Source organism: Paraburkholderia sp. BR14374 (assembly GCF_040948685.1).
In the GTDB taxonomy this organism is placed as follows: Bacteria; Pseudomonadota; Gammaproteobacteria; order Burkholderiales; family Burkholderiaceae; genus Paraburkholderia; species Paraburkholderia youngii.
In genome coordinates this window covers 62,772-81,755 of the sequence record NZ_JBFPKF010000021.1, presented here as the reverse complement: position 1 = coordinate 81,755, position 18,984 = coordinate 62,772, and the positions used below count along the sequence as shown (strand labels likewise).

15 protein-coding genes are annotated in these 18,984 nt (G+C 63.4%); 3 read left to right on the top strand and 12 right to left on the bottom strand.

What is annotated here, in order from left to right; translation table 11 throughout:
* Positions 1-55 precede the first annotated feature (55 nt).
* From AB3X86_RS32115 to AB3X86_RS32085, 7 genes are all read right to left on the bottom strand, one after another.
* Complete coding sequence (locus tag AB3X86_RS32115) at positions 56-2,269, bottom strand: molybdopterin cofactor-binding domain-containing protein (protein WP_368599098.1); 2,214 nt, start codon at positions 2,267-2,269, stop codon at positions 56-58.
* Positions 2,270-2,352: 83 nt separating this feature from the next.
* A complete protein-coding gene (locus tag AB3X86_RS32110; RefSeq protein WP_176120499.1) occupies positions 2,353-2,835 on the bottom strand; it encodes a (2Fe-2S)-binding protein in 483 nt (160 codons plus the stop codon).
* Positions 2,832-4,136: a cytochrome c gene (locus tag AB3X86_RS32105; RefSeq protein WP_368599074.1), complete on the bottom strand. Its 1,305-nt coding sequence runs from the start codon at positions 4,134-4,136 to the stop codon at positions 2,832-2,834. Before AB3X86_RS32105 ends, AB3X86_RS32110 begins: the two co-directional genes overlap by 4 nt.
* 106 nt (positions 4,137-4,242) lie before the next feature.
* Positions 4,243-5,832, bottom strand: a complete 1,590-nt coding sequence (locus AB3X86_RS32100; RefSeq protein ID WP_368599073.1) for an aspartate:alanine exchanger family transporter — start codon at positions 5,830-5,832, stop codon at positions 4,243-4,245.
* A gap of 25 nt (positions 5,833-5,857) precedes the next feature.
* Complete coding sequence (ptsG, locus tag AB3X86_RS32095; protein WP_368599072.1) at positions 5,858-7,651, bottom strand: PTS glucose transporter subunit IIBC; 1,794 nt, start codon at positions 7,649-7,651, stop codon at positions 5,858-5,860.
* Positions 7,652-7,673: 22 nt separating this feature from the next.
* Positions 7,674-10,220, bottom strand: a complete 2,547-nt coding sequence (ptsP, locus tag AB3X86_RS32090) for a phosphoenolpyruvate--protein phosphotransferase (protein ID WP_368599071.1) — start codon at positions 10,218-10,220, stop codon at positions 7,674-7,676.
* Positions 10,221-11,047: 827 nt separating this feature from the next.
* Positions 11,048-11,266: a hypothetical protein gene (locus AB3X86_RS32085; protein WP_368599070.1), complete on the bottom strand. Its 219-nt coding sequence runs from the start codon at positions 11,264-11,266 to the stop codon at positions 11,048-11,050.
* 709 nt (positions 11,267-11,975) lie between these two features.
* Here AB3X86_RS32085 and AB3X86_RS32080 point away from each other — a divergent pair.
* Positions 11,976-13,214 carry an MFS transporter gene (locus AB3X86_RS32080; RefSeq protein ID WP_368599069.1) on the top strand — a complete coding sequence of 413 codons (1,239 nt, stop codon included), beginning with the start codon at positions 11,976-11,978 and terminating at the stop codon, positions 13,212-13,214.
* Positions 13,215-13,307: 93 nt separating this feature from the next.
* Here AB3X86_RS32080 and AB3X86_RS32075 read toward each other — a convergent pair whose 3' ends face one another.
* The 3 genes from AB3X86_RS32075 to AB3X86_RS32065 all read right to left on the bottom strand — a co-directional run bounded on the left by AB3X86_RS32075 (position 13,308) and on the right by AB3X86_RS32065 (position 15,061).
* Positions 13,308-13,646 carry a ribbon-helix-helix domain-containing protein gene (locus AB3X86_RS32075; RefSeq protein ID WP_368599068.1) on the bottom strand — a complete coding sequence of 113 codons (339 nt, stop codon included), beginning with the start codon at positions 13,644-13,646 and terminating at the stop codon, positions 13,308-13,310.
* Between the two features lie 129 nt (positions 13,647-13,775).
* The gene (locus AB3X86_RS32070; RefSeq protein WP_176368477.1) at positions 13,776-14,354 is read right to left on the bottom strand and encodes a DJ-1/PfpI family protein; all 579 of its coding nucleotides are present in this window, start codon (positions 14,352-14,354) and stop codon (positions 13,776-13,778) included.
* A gap of 233 nt (positions 14,355-14,587) precedes the next feature.
* On the bottom strand, positions 14,588-15,061 hold the full coding sequence (locus AB3X86_RS32065) for a MarR family winged helix-turn-helix transcriptional regulator (RefSeq protein WP_368599067.1): 474 nt from the start codon (positions 15,059-15,061) through the stop codon (positions 14,588-14,590).
* A 235-nt stretch (positions 15,062-15,296) separates the two neighbouring features.
* Here AB3X86_RS32065 and mhpT point away from each other — a divergent pair, with 235 nt between their 5' ends.
* Entirely contained in the window at positions 15,297-16,526 is a 1,230-nt protein-coding gene (gene mhpT / locus AB3X86_RS32060) for a 3-(3-hydroxy-phenyl)propionate transporter MhpT (protein ID WP_368599066.1), read from the top strand.
* Positions 16,527-16,598: 72 nt separating this feature from the next.
* Here the strand turns inward: mhpT and AB3X86_RS32055 are convergent, their stop codons facing one another.
* Together AB3X86_RS32055 and AB3X86_RS32050 are read right to left on the bottom strand one after the other, a co-directional pair.
* Positions 16,599-17,483, bottom strand: a complete 885-nt coding sequence (locus AB3X86_RS32055) for an amidohydrolase family protein (protein ID WP_176107411.1) — start codon at positions 17,481-17,483, stop codon at positions 16,599-16,601.
* A 33-nt stretch (positions 17,484-17,516) separates the two neighbouring features.
* Positions 17,517-17,960 carry a MarR family winged helix-turn-helix transcriptional regulator gene (locus AB3X86_RS32050; RefSeq protein ID WP_368599065.1) on the bottom strand — a complete coding sequence of 148 codons (444 nt, stop codon included), beginning with the start codon at positions 17,958-17,960 and terminating at the stop codon, positions 17,517-17,519.
* 175 nt (positions 17,961-18,135) lie between these two features.
* Between AB3X86_RS32050 and AB3X86_RS32045 the strand changes: the two genes are divergently transcribed.
* Positions 18,136-18,963: a p-hydroxycinnamoyl CoA hydratase/lyase gene (locus AB3X86_RS32045; RefSeq protein WP_176107413.1), complete on the top strand. Its 828-nt coding sequence runs from the start codon at positions 18,136-18,138 to the stop codon at positions 18,961-18,963.
* Positions 18,964-18,984 lie beyond the last annotated feature (21 nt).

Below are 18,984 nucleotides of genomic sequence, written 5' to 3'. Positions count from 1 at the left end.
CCGGCGCCGCGCCGAAGATCGCGCGGCGCGTTCGTTTGTTAACGCGAAAGCCCCCTCACGCCTCGAGCATCTTCTTGCCGTTCGCCCCGAGCAACGGCAAGTCGCGGATCCGCACACCCGTCGCGTCGTCGATCGCGTTCGCTAGCGCCGCGGCGGCCGGGCCTTGCGCCGCTTCTCCGACACCCAGGAATGGCAAGCCAGGCCGGTCGATCAACAGCACGTCCACGCGTTTGGGTACGGACGAGAAGCGCATGATCGGATAGGTGCTCCAGTCATAGCTCGTGATGCGTTGCGGATCGAATTGCGTTTCTTCATAGAGCGTCCAGCTCGCGGTTTGCAAAATGCCGCCTTCGATCTGATTGCGCACCCCGTCCGGATTCACGATCTGTCCGCAATCGACGGCTGCGACGACGCGCTCGATGCTGAGCTCGCCGGTATCGCGCATCACCGTCACGTCCATCGCGACGGCAAAGTAGGCCATCAGGTTCTTGTATTGGGCAAACGCAAAGCCGGTACCGTGTGAACGCGGGCTAGCGTCGCCCGTTAGCGCGCTGTGAGCATGCCAGCCGAATTGATCGGCTACGGCGCGAATCACGCCATGTGCGCGCGGATCATCGAGATGTTTGAGGCGAAACGCAACGGGATCGGCGTGCGCGGCTCTGGCGAGCTCGTCGATGAAGCTCTCGATCGCGAACACGTTCATGTGCGCGCCGAGCGAACGCATCGCGGAGACGCGGATCGGCATCGTGGGCACGAAATGATGCTGCACGTGCAGGCTGGGCACGCGGTAGAGCGGAATGCTGTTGCGGTCGCCTCCGCCTTCCGGCATCGGAATCGGCTTCGGCGGCGCGGGGGTGAACGGCTGCGCAAGGAGCTGCGCGGGCAGCAGGCGGCCCGCATTCTCGATGCGGTTGTTATGCGTATTGCTCCATAGCTCGTAACGCCAGTCGGCAATCATGCCTGCCGCATCGAGCGTTGCCTTTGCGTCGACTGTCATGGCCGGGCCGAACGGCTCCCACATGTGTTCCTGTTCGCGCATCAATTGCACCCGCACCGGGCGACCAGGCAGCTCGCGTGCGATCAGGGCGGCGTCGGCCGCGACATCGTCCGCGCCGTTGTGTCCGTAGCAGCCCGAACCTTCCACATGCACGCAGCGCACCTTGCCGGGCGGCATCGCGAGCATTTCGGCGATGCCGGCATGCAGCGGATAGACGCCTTGCGTATGCGTCCAAACGGTCATCACATCGTTGTCGAGTCGCGCGACCGCGCACGATGGCCCAATCGAGCCATGCGTCAGATACGGCCTCGAATAGCGCGCCCGCAGCGTCGCCATCGGTGCGGCCGCGCCGGTCGCCGCGCCCCGATCGGCCACCGCGATTTCCTGTGCAGGCAGGCTCATCAGCAACGCATGGACGTTCGCCGGATCGGGCAGCGGCGGCCCCGGCCGCCACTGCGCGGCGAGCGCCAGCTCACGCATCGCGAGGATCGCGCGCCATTCGTCGTCGGCGGCCACCGCGAGGTAGTTGCCGTTGCGCACGACCTTGACGACCCCGGGCAACGCCTCGACGCGCCCGCTATCGAATGCAACGAGGCTCGCGCCATAAGCCGGCGGCCGCACGACGCGGGCATGCAGCATGCCGGGCAGCCGCAGGTCCTGAACATAGCTCGCGCCGCCCGTCACCTTGCCCGGGATATCGACGCGCGGCAGCATATGGCCAATCAGCGCGTAGGCCGATGGCGGCTTTCTCGGCGCGTCGGGCTGGGCGTTCTGATGCAGGTCCGCGTGTTGCACGGCTTCGCCATAGCTCACGCGTCTTCCGTCGGCGGCAATGACGGCGCCGTCGCGTGTCGTCAGGGTCGCTGCGTCGAGGCCCAACTGCGAGGCCGCGCTCGCGACCAGCAGCGCGCGCACCTGAGCCGCGGCGTTGAGGATCGCGGTGCCGCTGTCGGCCATCGTGTGACTGCCGGCGGTGTAGCCTTCGTTCGGCGTTCTGGTGGTGTCGGCGGTGATCAGCTCGATCGCATCAGGCGCGAGATCCAGCTCTTCCGCGGCGACCTGCAGCAGCGCGGTGCGAATGCCCGTGCCAAGCTCCGCTTTGCCCGTGAATACGCTCACGCGACCGTCGGGGGCGACCTTGATCCACGCATCGAGCAACGGCGTGGTCTTGAGACTGCCCGGCAGCTTCGGGGCGCTCGCGTTGAAGATGCCCGCTTCGGTGGTGGTTTGCGCGAGCGCGGTCATGACTGGCACGATCGCGAAGCTCACCATCAGCGAGCCGCCAACGAGGAAGCGGCGCCGCGCGGGGTCATCCGGACCGCTGCCGTGGGCGGCGGACAATGGGCGGCCGTCGCTCACGATTGCGCTCCCCCGCCCGTACGCGGCGAACCGCTCGCGACTTGCCGGATCGCCGCGAGAATGCGCATGTGCGTGCCGCAGCGGCACAGGTTCGGCTGCATGTAGCGGCGGATCTGTTCATCGCTTGGGTGCGGGACTCGGTCCAGCAGCGTCTGCGCTCGCATGATCATGCCGGCGATGCAATAGCCGCATTGCGCGGCCTGTTCGTCGATGAAGGCTTGCTGAAGTGGTCCAGGATGTTGCGCGCTGCCGAGTCCTTCGACGGTTCGCACTGGCCGCTCGCCCACGGCCACGACCGGCATGAGGCACGAGAACACCGGTTCGCCGCCGACGCTGACCGTGCATGCGCCGCATTGACCGAGACCGCAGCCGAACTTCGCGCCGTCGAGCTGCAATTCGTTGCGCAGCACATAGAGCAGCGGCGTGGACGGGTCTACATCGACCGTCTGACTGACGCCGTTGACGTTGAGTGTGATCATCGTGGCAGGCCGTCCCTGCGAAATTGCGCGACCGCACGGGCGTCGAGCGTGGGCCACGCGTCGCGCGCGGTGAAGCGTTCGCGCGTGTAGTTGGCGAGCTCCGCTATCTGCGCATCCGTGAAGGTGTTGGCAAATGATGGCATGTAGGGCTCGCTATCGCTTTCGTGCCAGTCGATGCCATCGAGGATGAAACGGACCATGTTGCGAGGGCTGTCGGCGTTGACGGCCGTGGAAAGGGACAGCGACGGTCGAGCGCCCCCGTTCGACATCGGCGCGCCTTCGGCATGGCACGATGCGCAGGCCGCGGCGAACAGATTCGCGCCGCCGCCGGGCGCGGGGGACACGGGCGCGGAGGTAGCGGAGGGCGAGGCGACCGGATGCTCCGCCGCGCCTCGGCCCCCGGATGGCAACGCCAGCAGATACGCGGCCATCGCCTCGACGTCGGAGGCGGATGCGTCGGCGAGCGTGCGCGTGACGGGGCGCATCGGACCCGCCGCCGCGCCATGGGCGCTGGCGAGGCCCGTGCGCAGATAGCCGACGAGCTGAGCCTGCGTCCAGGGCGTGGGGCGTGAAGCGAGGTCCGTCAGCGCGGGCGCGTCCCATCCGTCGATCGTGCCGCCTTGCAGCGCGTGGTCGCGGCGCTCGGCGCCGAAGCGGTCGAGCGGCGTGTGGCACGCACCGCAATGACCGAGGCTTTCGACCAGATAACGCCCGCGTGCGAGCTCCGGCGCTCCGGTCGGCGACGGTGCGGCTTCGCTGCCGGTATGCAGGTAAAGAAGGTTCCACACGGCGATCAGGGGCCTGAAGCCGAACGGGAAGATCAGCTCGTTGTGCGGCGCAGGCGCGTTGACCGGAGCGCGACTCATCAGCCATGCATACAGCGAGCCGATATCGGCATCGCTCAGGTGCGTGAAGTGGGGATATGGGAACGCGGGGTAGAGCAGATGGCCGTCGCTGGACACGCCGCGCCGCATCGCACGTTCGAACGCGTCGAGCGTCCAGCCTCCGATGCCCGTTTCGTTGTCCGGGGTGATGTTGGTCGAGTAAATGATGCCAAAAGGTGTTTGCAGCGGCAGTCCGCCCGCGAGGGGCTGGCCGCCCGTCGCGGTGTGGCACGTGACGCAATTGCCAATGGCCGCGAGCTTCGCGCCGCGCGCCGCGGCCGCGGTATCGCTGTCGGCCACTATCGGCGCAGTGACGGCACCCGGCGCGGGCTCCCGTGCATGCGCAGTGGGGCCGTGCGCGGCCATGAGGGCGCCCAGAACAACGGCCACGCCCGCACTTGCCACCCGTCCTTTCATCTGGCCTCCATCGCCGGACCGTCCGCGCATCGTTGCAGAATGCGTCGCGGCTCTAAATCGAGCAAGCCGCGTTCCCGATAGCGGCGGGTCGCGATAACGGCTTCTTCTAGCCGGCAGCGACCGCGATGGCGATCTGCACGAACAGCACCTTGACGATGGTCATCGACGGAAAAATCATCGCGTACATGACGTCGGGCTGATCCGTCGGCGCGATGCGATTGGCGAAGGCGAGAATCGCGGGATTGCCGGTTGCGCCGCAGATCACGCCGACCGATGTATCGAAAGACAGTCTGAAGATCCACAGACAGCACACAGCCGTGACGCCGACGAGTACCAGCAGCGTGATCACGCCATAAAGCAGCAGCAGCGGTCCGGCGGTGCCCACGGTCGCAACGAACTTCGGTCCGCAAGACAGGCCCACCTGCGCGAGAAAAATCGTCAGCCCGAGATTGCGCAGCACGAGATTGGCGGAGAGCGGCATCACCCACACGAAAGGTCCGCTGCGGCGAACCTTGCCGAGGCACAGTGCGACCAGTAGCAACGCCGCGAGACCCAGGCTGAACGCGCCGAGACCGGGCGCGCGCAGCGGGATCGCACCGACCAGCAGCCCCGCTGCCGCGCCGATGCCCAGACAGATGAAACTCAGCTCGGCCGTGCCCTTGATCGAATCGCCGAAGAACGCGCGGACCGTCGCCCGATGCGCGTTGTCGACGAGCAGACCGACGCGGTCGCCTGCCTCGAGAATCAGATCCGGGGTCGACAGCAGATCGGTATCACCGCGCCGCACGTGCGCGATCGCGCAGTTCACGCCGTCCGGATAGCGCAGATTGCCGAGCGCCGTGCCGACGACCGCCGGGCTAGACGCGAACACGCGCAGATAGTCGAGGTCTTCGCGATGACTCGAAATACGCCCGGGCTGCGACTCGCCGCATAGTGCGGTTGCTTCGTCGAGCGGGCGGCGCTCGGTGGCGGTGGCAAGAAGGACGTCGTCGGCGCGCAGCGTGAAGTCGTCGCTGGGCAACTGATTGTGATGCGCGCGCCGCACGGCCGCTATCGCCACGCCGGCAGGCAGGCGGGTCGAGAGCTCCGACAGCCGGAGACCGAAGAGACTGGCATTGCGCAATGCGATTTCCGCGGTCTCCAGCACCTTCGCGGTCGGCTTCGGTATTTTGGCTTTCAGGGCCGCGTTCAGCGCATAGAGGAACAGGATCGGCCCAGCCACGCCGAATGGATAGGTGACGCTATAAGCCACGGCGGCATTGCTGCTTTTCATCGATGCGATGGCAACCTGCAGGCTCGCCGTGCTGGTGCCGCTGCCCGCGAACATGCCGAGCGCATCGGCGAGCGTGATGCCGAAGTGGATGAAGGCGCACGCCACCAGACCCGCAGCGATAACACCCAGACAGGCGGCCGCGTTGGCCTTCATGCCTTCCCGGCTCGTCAGTCCGCGGAAGAACTGCGCGCCGTACTGAATGCCGATGCCATACAGAAACAGCAGCAGACCGAGCGTGCCAAGCAACGCCGGCGGCGCGGATTTCGGCGCGAACGCGCCGAGCCCGAGTCCAACGAACAGCACGGCCCCCGAGCCCAGAGCCACGCCCTTGATAGTGATTTCGCCGACCAAGTAGCCGAGCGCAATGGTCAGAAAAAGCGCGAGCAGCGGCTGAGTTTCGATGAAAGTTCTGACTGCTTCCATACCGCCCCCTATGTACGCGTCGCTCCTATCGCATTGCGCCTGCGAGGCTGCCCGAGCCGAGACCCACGATCAGATCGAGTGCACCGTTCTTCAATGCTTGCGTGGCGGCCACGCCCGCCGCTTTCAAGCCGGCCGCGTCGATGCGCGACGCATCCAATAGCTCGACACGCAACCGCGTGGCCGCCAGCGCGTCGAGCTTCAGGATGTTGGCCGCGCCGCCCAGCGCCGCACGAATCTTTTCCGCGCGCTCCGTTTCCTGCGCAGAGTGTTGCGCCGAGGTGGCCACGGCCGCTGGAGCCGCGGCAGTCGCGGCTGCTGCGCCTTCCACGCCGGGTGCGCCAGCCGCCGGCAGATCCGCTTCTGTGCCCGCTGTCTTCAGATAGTCCTGCATGTCGGTTTTCATGTTCTCCGACAACGGCCCGAAGATCGCCTGCACGCCGTTGCCCACGCGCACCACACCCGCCGCACCGAGCGCCTTGAGCTTGTGTTCGTCGACGCGCGCCGGGTCCTTCACGGAGATGCGCAGCCGCGTGATGCAAGCGTCGAGACTGGTGATATTGGAGCGGCCGCCAAAGGCGAGCACGAGTTCGCGCGAGCGTCCGCCCGCGCCGCTCGCGGCGACCGCCACGGTATCCGCCGTGTCGTCCTCGCGGCCGGGTGTCTTGAGGTTGAAGCGCGTGATGACGAAGCGGAACACGCCGTAATAGATCACCGCGTAAATTGGACCGAGAATGAAAACGTACCAGGCGTGCGTGGCCTTTCCGCCGATCAGGTTGAACATCAGAAAATCGATGCCGCCTTGCGAGAACGTGAAGCCCATGCGCATGCCCAAGGTGTTCGCCACGAACTGCGCCGACGCCGCGAGGCATGCGTGAATCAGATACAGCACCGGCGCGACGAACAGGAACGCGAATTCGATTGGCTCGGTGATGCCGGTGAGAAAAGAAGTCAGCGCGGCCGACACCATCATGCCGCCGACAGCAACCTTCTTCTCCGGCTTCGCGCAATGCCAGATCGCGATCGCCGCGGCCGGCAGGCCGAACATCTTGAACAGGAACGCCCCCGCGAGAATGCCGGCGGTGGGGTCGCCCGCGAAATAGCGGGTGATGTCGCCGTGAACCTCCTTGCCGGTCGTCGGGTCGACGAAGCTGCCCATTTCGAAGAAGAACGGCACGTTCCAGATGTGATGCAGACCGAACGGAATCAGCAGACGTTCGACGAAACCGTAGACCGTCGCGGCGGTGCGCGGGTCCGAAACCGCCGCCCAATGCGAGAAAGCCTTGATTGCGCTGCCGATCGGCGGCCACACGAAGGACAGGATCGCGCCGAGCACGATCGAGCCGATCGCGGTCACGATGGGCACGAAGCGCTTGCCGGCGAAGAAGCCGAGATACGGCGGCAACGTGATCCGGTAGTAGCGGTTGAACATCCAGGCCGCAAGACCACCGGCGAGGATGCCGCCGAACACGCCGGTCTGGATCGACGGAATGCCCATGATCGTGTCGGTTTCGATGCCCTGTATTTTCGCGGTCACACCCAGCGTGGCCGTCATCACCAGATACCCGATCGTTGCGGCGATACCCGAGACGCCATCGTTCTCGGTGAAGCCGAGCGCGACGCCGATCGCGAAGATCAGCGGCAGATTGGCGAAGATCACGTCGCCCGCGTTCTTCATCAGCGCGAGCACGACGGTCGGCACGTAACCGTGGAAGTCGGTGGCGCCGAGACCGAGCAGCAAGCCGGCCACCGGGAGCACGGCGACGGGCAGCATCAGCGATTTGCCGATCTTCTGCAAGACTCCGAACGCATGCGAGAACATGGCTGATCTCCTGTTGATCGGCTCAGTCGGCAAAGCGCGACAGATGCGCGCGGACTTCCGCGGCGGTGCCCAGACGCAGCACCTCGGCGGCGAGCTTCTTTGCTTCGTCGGTCGCGATGCGTGCAAGCTGGGCCTTGATCGAACCGACCGCCGGAATACTTACCGAAAGCTCGTCGATGCCAAGGCCGACGAGCACCGGCACCGCCATCGCATCCGACGCGATGCCGCCGCAAATGCCGACCCATTTGCCGTGCTGATGCGCACCGTCGACCGTCATGCCGATCAGACGCAACACCGCCGGGTGCAGCGCGTCGGCCTGCTTTGCGAGTTGCGGATGGCCCCGGTCCATCGCGAGTGTGTATTGCGTGAGGTCGTTCGTGCCGATCGAGAAGAAGTCGACTTCGCGTGCGAGTGGCTCGGCGATCAGCGCGGCCGCCGGGACTTCGATCATGACGCCCACTTTCACGCTCGCCGCGCGATCGCCGGCTTCTTCGAGCAGGATTTTGCGCGCCGCCCGCACTTCCTCGACCGTCGTGATCATCGGGAACATCACGTGCAGATTGCCGAGCGGCGCCGCGCGCAGGATCGCGCGCAGTTGGGTGCGGAAGATGTCGGGACGCTCGAGGCTCACGCGCACACCGCGCAGGCCGAGAAACGGGTTGTCTTCCTTCGGCAGCGGCATATATGACAGCGGTTTGTCGCCGCCGACATCGAGCGTGCGGACCACGAGCGTGCGCTCGCGGCCAAGCGCTTCGGCGACGGCGCAATATTCGGTGGCCTGTTCGTCTTCGCTTGGCGCGGTGTCGCGCGCGTCGAACAGGAACTCGGAACGCAACAGTCCGACGCCTTCCGCACCGCCAGCGACCGCGTCGCGCGCTTCCTGCGCATTGCGGATGTTCGCGACGACTTCGACGCGGTGGCCGTCGGCGGTCATTGCGAGTCTGCTTGCCGCGAGCTTTTCGTCTTCGCGTTTGGCGGCCTGGCGCCTGATGCGTTCGCGCGCCTTTTCCAGTTCCTCGGCGCTCGGATTGCGCCGCAAGGTGCCGCGCGAACCGTCGAGCACGACGGGCGTGCCGTCGGCGAGTTGCAGCGCGCGCGCGTCGATACCGCAGATCGCCGGAATGCCGAGCGAGCGCGCGAGGATCGCGACGTGGCTCGTCGCGCCGCCGGTCGTCGTGCAAAAGCCGAGCACCTTGCTGCGATCGAGCGACGTGGTGTCGGACGGCGACAGTTCCTCGGCGATCAGGATCGACTCTTCCGGCACGTCGATCTGCGCCTGCTTCACGCCGGCGAGCAGCGCGAGCACACGGCGGCCGACGTCGCGGATATCGCCGGCGCGTTCGCGCAGCAACGGATTGTCGAGCTTTTCGAGCATGCTTGCCTGGTTCTGGAACGCATCGCGCCACGCGAACCCCGCGCCCTTTCCCTCGCTGATGCTGCTGATGGCGGCGTCGTTCAGGTCGGGATCGTCCAGCAGTTCGAGATGCGCGTCGAGAATCTGCGCTTTCGACGGATCGGCGAGCGTCGCCTTGAGCCCCTCGATCTGCTGACGCGCCTGATGCTGCGCCGCTTCGAGTTGCGCCCGTTCGCGTTGCGGCGACTCGCCCGCTTCGTTCACCTCGATCACTTGCTGGCGGAACTGCACGATCTTGCCGACCGAAAGCCCCGGCGAAGCGGAGACGCCGATGAATTCGTTGGCGTCGGCGGGAGCCGCCTCGCTCGGTGCCGGCACTGGCGCAGCCGGCGCGCTTGACGCGGCCGCCGCGGGTGCGGGCGCATCGCCGGGCTTTTCGCCCGATCCCTCGGCAAGCAGTCGCGCGACGGTGCTGGCCGCCTCCGCCGCGTCGGGACCGCGGGCCTCGACGCGCAGCTTGTCGCCGAACTTCGTTGCGAGCCCCATGAGCGCGACGACGGACTTGGCATTTGCGCTGGCGTCGCCGCGCAGCAAGCGGATCTCGGACTTGAATTTCTTCGCCTCGACCGCGACGACCGCGGCGGGCCGCGCATGCAGGCCCGCCGGATTCGGCAGCGTGATCTCGCCGGAGAGGATCGCGCCGGTGACGCTGGCCGTATCTTTGTTCTCCACGCTGCCGACCAGTTCGACGTACAGCGCGACGTCGGTGCCGGCGACGACGAGCCCTTTCGCGGGAACGTATCGCGTGACGAGATCGCCGTTGGCGATGACCATTTGCGTGAGCAGGCTGGTTGCTTTTGCGCCGATCACGATCGGGTCGAAGCGGATCAGCGGCGTGCCCGCCGCGACGGTGTCGCCTTCCTTGACCAACGGCATGAAGCCCTCGCCGCGCAGCAACACGGTGTCGAGCCCGATGTGCAGCAGCACTTGCAGACCGTTGTCGCCGGTGATCGTTGCGGCGTGGCACGAGCTGTGGAGTTGCGTGACCTTGCCGGCAAGCGGCGATAGCAGTTCATCCGAGGTCGGATCGATCGATACGCCATCGCCGACCATCTTCTGGGCAAAGACCGGATCGGGCACGCTGTCGAGAGGAACCAGTACGCCCGACAGTGGCGCCATCAACTCGATGCGCTGAGGACGCTGAGGAGCTTTCATCGCCAAGACTCCTTGTACATTGACGCTCGCCTGCGGTGGTTCGACTCGAGCCGCGTGAGCGCGACATTCATCCGTGCGGTCGGCACCATTGCCGGTTACGCCGCTCACCCACTTGTGAGCGGCGCACGTTACAAAAGCTCGGTGACAGAAACTCGGGAAACCCAACTAGGTCGCGCACGTCGCCCGTATGCGCAAACTGCTGCTTACCCCTCGATGCGATTGCTCTCACCGGAAAGACTCGGCAGTCTGATTTCGTTTGCGCGCGACATGTCGGCTTTCAGGATGGTTGCCGCCCACGCAGCCTCGAGCGGGGGTGGGCGGAGAAACGTCGGGCGCGCTGCGACGGCGTTGTTTGCGTGTGTCGGCCGCCTCGCGCCTGTGGGCGCCCGGCTTGCACCGTGGTCCCGGGAAAAGAACCCGGAAAGCGCTCTGAAAGAGAGCATATGTTACTGAGCGCAGATTGCAAGACGAGACGATTTCGGAAGGGGATTTTCCGAATTTTTCTAATTCCAGGCGGAAGACCGGCACGGCAATTATTAACTGGCGCGTCGCGCGGTTTTTACTTCTCTGTTTTATTCGCTTAGCGAAAGGCAGCGTCTGCTTTCATCTGCAACGACATTCACCGTATCGAACTCGACAAGCAATTCCGCGCCCAATTAGGCGGTTACGGATGCAATCGGCATATTGGGGCGGTTTTCTTTCCCGAAATACGTGCATTGAATTTGTTGATCAGGTCCATATGGAGCAAAACGGAATTGTTACGCTGACGGGGGGTGCCAAGTGAGCTTTAAGGTACCTTCAGAGCGCAGACTTGCCGTTTAGATGCGTTATTCCGGTCGTTTCTGCGGCTCTTGCGTGACCGACGACATGAGCGGCACTAATTCGGGTTTGTATCGAGCCAGGCAGTTGAGGATGGCGACACCGAAACGGCGAGCGATTTCGTCGTCAATCTTGTTGCCAAAGTCTGACAACAGAATGGGGACGACCGTCCCGGTCAAAAGTGGCTGGAGAGCCGCCTCGTCAATCATCTGAATGGTCAGTTCCATGTCCTCAGGAACGAAGCCGACAACGATTGATTTAGGTGGCTGGGGTGAGCGTGGAGTGTTCATATTGCTTGAGTGAATCCCATGCAAATGTTGTAGTTGTAGCGCGCACGGTCCATGCACGCCTGGACTGTTCCGTATTCGCCCATTGGCTTCCCGATAGCCCAACACAAATTGTGATCGTCTTCCCATCGTTGCATGCACTCGGTCTTTTCGGCCGGAGAAAGCCGAAAGGAGGCCGCTTCCTGGTTGATGTCATTAGGGCAAGATTGGAAGTACTCGAATGGCGTATGGAGCGTGCAACTGCGGTGGGCTCCCACTTTCAAATCAATCGCCATCCGTCTCCCAAGTACTGATCAGGCCAGTCGGTATAACTATCACGGAGCCCTATTGGACACGGCGAAAACCGAAGTCTCAAGCGGCCGCGAACACTGCAATACCGACTTGGCGGCCCGATGCAAGCACTTCGGCGCGACTTACGAGATTTTCTAACATCGTGGAAGACTGTCAACGAAACGCATCACGCCGCTGATGACGAACGCTTTCGTGCTGGCGCATATGAAAGAGGCTACGCGGTCGTTTCGGCCGTTAGCGGAATATCGTCGCCCGCGCATTGTTCAGCCACACCTTCTAGTCTTTTCATCGGACGACTCTTTTTCCAACGTGAGACCCCGCCTAAAGTGTCAGGCTTCAATCTGGCATCAGGGTCATCATGCACATCGATACACCTACGACTTCTGCGTCCCTGCAAGGGAATTCAACGTCCGCAGGTCAATGGCTATCCGTCATCGCTGTTGCGGTAAGCGCGTTCGCGTTCGTCACGGCCGAGTTTTTGCCCGTCGGGCTGTTGCCACAGATCGCACACGACCTCGGCGTGTCGACTGGTGTCGCTGGTCTGATGGTCACCACGCCCGGCGTAATGGCCGCAATATTGGCGCCGACGCTGATCGTCAGCGCGGGCCGCATGGACCGCCGGTACGTTTTCCTGCTCCTCACCGCGGTACTGTTGATCTCGAACATCGTATGCGCCATCGCCCCGAATCTCGCGATCATGCTCGTAGGACGGGCTTTGCTCGGCGGCGCGCTGGGTGGCTTCTGGACTCTGGCGACGGCGGCCGCACCTCGACTCGTGCAAGCAAAGGATGCCGCCAAAGCAACCGCGACCATTCTGACCGGCGTGACCTGCGCAACCGTGATCGGCGTGCCGCTCGGGACGTTCATCGCGTCGTTTGCATCGTGGCGCCTGGCGTTCGCCGCGACCGCGGGCCTCGTGTCGCTCGCCTTGCTGGCGCAGGCGTTCCTCGTGCCTTCGTTGCCGTCGGCATCGGCATTGCGGATCGCCGATTTCAAAGCACTGCTTCGCCGGCCTCATACGAGGCTGAGCATGGTGATGGTCGCGCTCGTCTTCGGCGCGCATTTCTCGACCTACACGTACATTGCTCCGCTGCTCGAACACGACTTCTCGTTGAGCGCCATCACACTGTTGCTGTTCGGATTCGGTCTGATCGGCTTCTTCTCGAATGCATTGGCGTCGATGGTGATTTCGGACCACCTGAAGAAATCCGTCGCCGCGATGGTTCTGCTGCTATTGGGCGCGATGTCGTCGATGTTGCTGCTCGAGCATTCGCCGATCGGCGAGACTGCGGGGATGCTGCTGTGGGGAATCGCGTTCGGAGCGCTGCCGCTTTGCTTCAGCGTATGGATTCAGCGCAGCACGACAGACCTGCCCGAAGCGGGCTCGGCGCTGTTCGTCAGCATCATCCAGGTCGCGATTGCGGCGGGTTCGGCAGTGGGAGGCACTATTGTCGACCGCGCGGGAATTCACGCTGACTTCACGCTGGGACTTGGACTCTCACTGCTCGGTCTCGTGACACTGCAACGGCTTGCTGTGCTGGAACGACCGGCCGCTGTGTCTTCTCTGGATTGCGCATGCGATGCGTCGGTTGACTGACGCAACGGAACAAAAACAGAACAAATACGGCGCGAGACCGCACTCGCGATACCGGGCCGAGGCGACGCCGCGGCCCGGCAGGCGACGAATCCGTCACACAGCCGTCTTCACGACTCTGGGTTGAAACGGGGCGTTGAGCTGCACGTCGCCAGCGGCCTCGTTGCGGGCAGCGCTCGTCGACAGATAGCGCAAACAGCACACGCGCAGAAACGACGCGAAATTCAACGGCTCTTCGCCGCGCAACGCGATCAGTTCGTCGTGAAGCTTCACGATGAACTGGGTCGTCGTCACGTCCTCGCGGTTGGCGATTTCCTGAAGCACGTCCCAGAAGAGATTTTCGAGCCTCACCGTGGTCACGACGCCGTGAATGCGCAGCGCGCGCGTACGCGACTCGTAGAGGATCGGATCAGCGTTGACATAGACGTTGCACATACGATCAGCCTTTCTCGCAAGTGATGACGTCGCAGGACGCGAAGCGCGCGGTGCGGTCGCTCATGCCGTCGTGATCGAGCGTAACACGGTTGCTCGCCCGCGATGCCGCGCTTCGGTCCTGGCGCTCCTTCAATGCGCGATGCGCGTGCCGAGCAGCGCAAGGAATTGCGCGATCCAGTTCACATGCGAGGTCCAGGCGGGTGCGGTGACGAAGTTCTCGTCGGTGATCGCGTCGGGCCAGTCGAGCGCCACGTACTCCGCGCCCGCCAGCTTCACCTCGGGCGCGCAGGCCGGATACGCGGAGATGCGCCGGCCTTCGATCACGCCCGCCGCAGCAAGCAGTTGCGCGCCGTGGCAGACCGCGGCAATCGGTTTCTTCGCTTCGGCGAATTGGCGCACCCAGCCAATCACCTTGTCGTTGAGCCGCAGATACTCGGGGGCGCGGCCGCCGGGCACGAGCAGCGCGTCATATTTCGCGGGGTCCACCGATGCGAAGTCGGTGTTCAGCGTGAAGTTATGTCCGCGCTTTTCGGTGTAGGTCTGATCGCCTTCGAAGTCGTGGATCGCGGTGCGAATCGCGTCGCCGGCGCGCTTGTCGGGCGCAACCACATCCACCTTATGACCGACCGCCCCCAGTGCCTGAAACGGCACCATCAGCTCATAGTCTTCGACGAAATCACCGGCGATGATAAGAATGCGCTTTGACATGCTTCGTGTCCTCTCGAATCGGGTTGGGAAAGGCGAGGCGGACGCGTTATCGCGGTGTGCGCAAAGCGGCCGTTGACAAGCAATATAGCGATCGACGCAGTGGGCGGGGTAATACGCGGCTAAATGCCGACCAGGGATTTCACCGAGCTGAACGCAATTCAGCCCTCAGGCGAAAGAAAAAGAGTCGCGCTCGATTCGAGCGCGTCCACTCTTTTGTCATTGGAAAGGTCCATTCAACCACGCAGATTCGACACACATCGCTGCAGCACCTTGCGCAGCGTATCGACCGGGATTTCCGTTACTCCGTCCAGCATGGACGCTTCGAGCGTGTCGATCGCCGAATCGCATTCCTTCAGTACCCGGCGCCCTTCGTCGGTCAGAAACAGATGAATCAGCCGGCCGTGCGTAGGATGTCCAGCGCGTCCAACCCAACCGTTGGCCTCCATCGTCTTGACAACTTCGTTGGCCGACTGCGGCGTGATGAACGAGCGTTCCGCGAGTTTAGCGTTGGTCATCGCGCCGCTGGCGCTGATTACGGAGAGCGCGGTGAATTGAGGCAAGGTCAGCCCGAATTCACCCAGCACATCGATCAAACTGCGTTTGAGCAGGCGGTCCAGTTGGCCGACCACATAGGAAACGCGGGCAGGTGGCGCACCGGTTTTCGTTGAACCGGCCTGTTTGGCAACGGGCGTTCGCCGCTTCTCCATTGTCTTGGTCATTATCAGGTTAGCTTAGGTGTTTCTACCAGGCATATCATATTCTACTTTCAATATCAGGTGTCCTGAGACTAGACTCATCACTAATTCCGGGGGTGCTGTGGGAAGGGTTCTGATAAGTGACGCAAAGATCATTGTCAGAAATCTTCTCCTTCCCATGGCCGCTTCGTCGAACGACGAAGCGTAGCTGGCCACTGGTAATTCAATCAAAGGTCAAGGAGACGTCATGTCAAGTGTTGCTAATCGGTCGAGTGCCGTGGGCTCCAGTACTGCACTAACGTTGGCATTGTGCTTTCTCGTCGCGGTGCTGGAGGGTATCGACCTGCAGTCCACCGGCGTTGCGGCGCCTCGGATGGCGCACGAGTTCGGCTTGTCGGTCGGCCAGTTGGGGCTCGCTTTCAGCGCCGGCATGTTGGGGCTTTTGCCGGGCGCGATGATCGGCGGCAGACTCGCCGACCGGATCGGCCGCAAGCGCGTTCTAATGATCTCAATGGCGGTATTCGGCATCTTCTCGATTGCGACCGCGCAGGTCTGGAGCTTCGAAAGTCTGCTGATTGCTCGCCTGCTGACGGGCATCGGGCTCGGCGGCGCGATGCCGAACCTGATCGCGTTGTCTTCCGAGGCGGTCGATCCGCGTCACCGCAACACGGCGGTCAGTGTCATGTATTGCGGTATGCCGGTCGGCGGCGCGCTTGCCGCATTGATCGCCGTGCTGAGCGCGGGTGCTACTGCATGGCGTCATATCTTCTACGTAGGCGGAGTCGGACCGCTGCTCATCATTCCGCTGCTGATCGCGTTGCTGCCTGAGTCACGCGAATTCGCCGCCGAGTCGCGGGAATCGAATGAAGCGGACAAACCGCTGCTTTCGACGCGCGCAGTCCTGTTCGGCGAGGGGCGCGCCGCGGCGACGATCGGTATCTGGATCAGTTTCTTCTGTACGCTGATCGTTCTTTATTTCCTGCTGAACTGGTTGCCTTCCTTGACCGTGGGGCGCGGCATGAGTCGTTCGCAGGCCGGGATTGCACAGATCTTTTTCAACGTCGGCAGCGTGATTGGCGTGCTCGGCATCGGTCTGCTGATGGATCGCTTCAGACAAGGCCTGTCGGTCACGGCAATCTATGCGTGCATCGTCGGTGCGTTGGTCGCGCTTTCGCAGGTAGCCAGCATCGAGACGTTATCCGTTGCCGTGCTGTTCGCCGGCATGGGCGTCGTCGGCGCGCAGTCGATGCTGTATGCGCTGTCCGCCACGAGCTATCCGACCAGCGTGCGGGGTACGGGCGTCGGCGCCGCGGTGGCGGTGGGACGCGTCGGTTCGATCGTCGGCCCCGCCGCCGCAGGGCAATTGCTGTCGATGGGAAAAAGCTCGGCCCTCGTTATCGGCGCGAGCGTGCCGGTGACCATCATCGCGGCGATTACGGCATTGCTCGTCATTCGGTCCAACGCCGCGAAACGCTAAGTATTCGTTGATGGATCGAGATGGCCCGGCGCTTTCGCGCCGGGCCGTTTTTCATGCGTCATTCGCGATTCGTCATGCGTCGGCCCGCAAACCCAGCAAGCTGACGGCATTCTCTTTCAGAATGAGCGGCTTCACTTCGGGCTTGATGTCGAGCGTGTCGAAGTCCTCCAGCCAGCGGTCCGGCCGGATCAGCGGGAAGTCGGACGCGAACAGCACCTTGTTGCGCAACAGCGTATTCGCATACTTGACCAGCTCGGGCGAAAAGTACTTCGGCGACCAGCCCGACAGATCGATATACACGTTCGGCTTATGCAGCGCGATCGACAGCGCCTGCTCCTGCCACGGCCAGGACGGATGCGCGATCACGATCTTCATGTCTGGAAAGTCGACGGCCACATCGTCGAGATAGATCGGCTCCGAATACTTGAGGCGCAAGCCGCCGCCACCACGCATGCCCGAGCCCATGCCCGAATGTCCGCTGTGAAAGACCGCCGGCAGGCCGTACTCGGCGATCACTTCATATAGCGGGTACGCCATGCGGTCGTTGGCGAAAAAGCCCTGCATCGTAGGGTGAAACTTGAAGCCGCGCACGCCGTGCTCGTCGATGAGCCGCCGTGCTTCGCGCGCGCCGAACTTGCCTTTATGCGGATCGATGCTGGCGAACGCGATCATGATGTCGGCGTTGTTCTGCGCGAACTGCGCGACCTCTTCGTTCGAAATGCGACGGCGCCCGACGTTCGCTTCGCAGTCGACGGTAAACATCACGAAGCCGATCTTGCGCTCCCGATAGTGCTCGATCGTTTCGGGAATGGTCGGGCGGCGCCCTTGTTTGAGCACGGTGCCGAAGTACTTGTCGGCGGCTTCGTCGAATTCTTTGGCAAACAGGTCTGGCGGTTGACAGCACGACACCTCGGCATGCACGTGGGTGTCGATGGCCTTCAGTTGATCGATATTCAATGGCGTCTCCTATGTGTAATCAAGGCTGATGCGTCAGGCTGCGCGAAGATTGCGCACGCACGTCAACAGCAGGTCCTTCAGCATCTGTGAACCGTGTTCATCGATTTCGCCAAGCATCGATTGCTCGACCCTGTCGGCGGCACCGTCGCACTGATCCAGCAGTGTTTCGCCGGCCTGCGTCAGCGACAGCAGCCCGACGCGACGGTTGAACGGATCGGCCACGCGCGTGACCCATCCGTTCGCTTCCATCGATTTGACGACCGCGCTGGCCGCTTGCGGCGTGATCAACGAGCGCTGCGCGAGCTGCGCGTTCGACGAACGCGCGCGCGCCCGCAGCACCGACAGCGCCGTGTATTGCGGCAACGTCAGACCGTGCGACGCGAGCGCTTCGGAAAGCTGCCGCGTGAGAAACTTGTCGAGCTGCCCGGCCAGGTAGGTCAGACGCACCGGAGCGGCAGCATGCGTTCGATCCCGCACGCTGCGCCGCACCGTGGCGGCTGGCGTGGTTTCGGACCCTGACGGCTTTCTCTTGATCGTCGGCATAGGCGGTTAGGGGTTTGTACCAAGACCTCTACATTGTACTTTACTTATCAGGTCGCCTGATATTAAATTGAGCTCAGGCCGCGAGGGCGGCATTGATACGGAGATGCAGATGAGTTACGAAGGACGCTGGAAAACGGTCAAGGTCGCGGTGGAAGGCGGAATCGCCTGGGTCACGTTCAATCGTCCGGAAAAGCGCAACGCGATGAGCCCGACGCTGAACAAGGAAATGATCGACGTTCTCGAGACGCTCGAACTCGACGCCGAAGCCCAGGTTCTCGTGCTGACCGGCGAGGGCAGCGCGTGGACGGCCGGCATGGACCTGAAGGAATATTTCCGCGAAGTGGATGCGGGTCCGGACGTGCTGCAGGAGCGGATTCGCCGCGACGCGAGCCGCTGGCAATGGCAATTGCTGCGCATGTACTCGAAGCCGACCATCGCGATGGTCAACGGCTGGTGCTTCGGCGGCGGCTTCTCGCCGCTCGTCGCCTGCGATCTGGCGATCGCAGCGGACGAAGCCGTGTTCGGCCTGTCCGAAATCAACTGGGGCATTCCGCCGGGCAACCTCGTGAGCAAGGCGATGGCCGATACTGTCGGGCATCGTGAAGCGCTGTACTACATCATGACGGGCGACACCTTCACGGGTCCGCAAGCCGCGAAGATGGGTCTCGTGAACAAGAGCGTGCCGCTCGCGCAACTGCGCGACGAAACGATCGCTCTCGCGGCGAAACTGCTGAATAAGAACCCGGTCGTGCTGCGCAACGCGAAGCATGGCTTCAAGCGTTCGCGCGAACTCACGTGGGAGCAGAACGAAGACTACCTGTACGCGAAGCTCGACCAGGCGAATTATCGCGATCCGGAAGGCGGCCGCGAACAGGGCCTGAAGCAGTTCCTCGACGACAAGAGCATCAAGCCGGGCTTGCAGACCTACAAGCGCTAAGCGGCGCACTTCACCGCTACG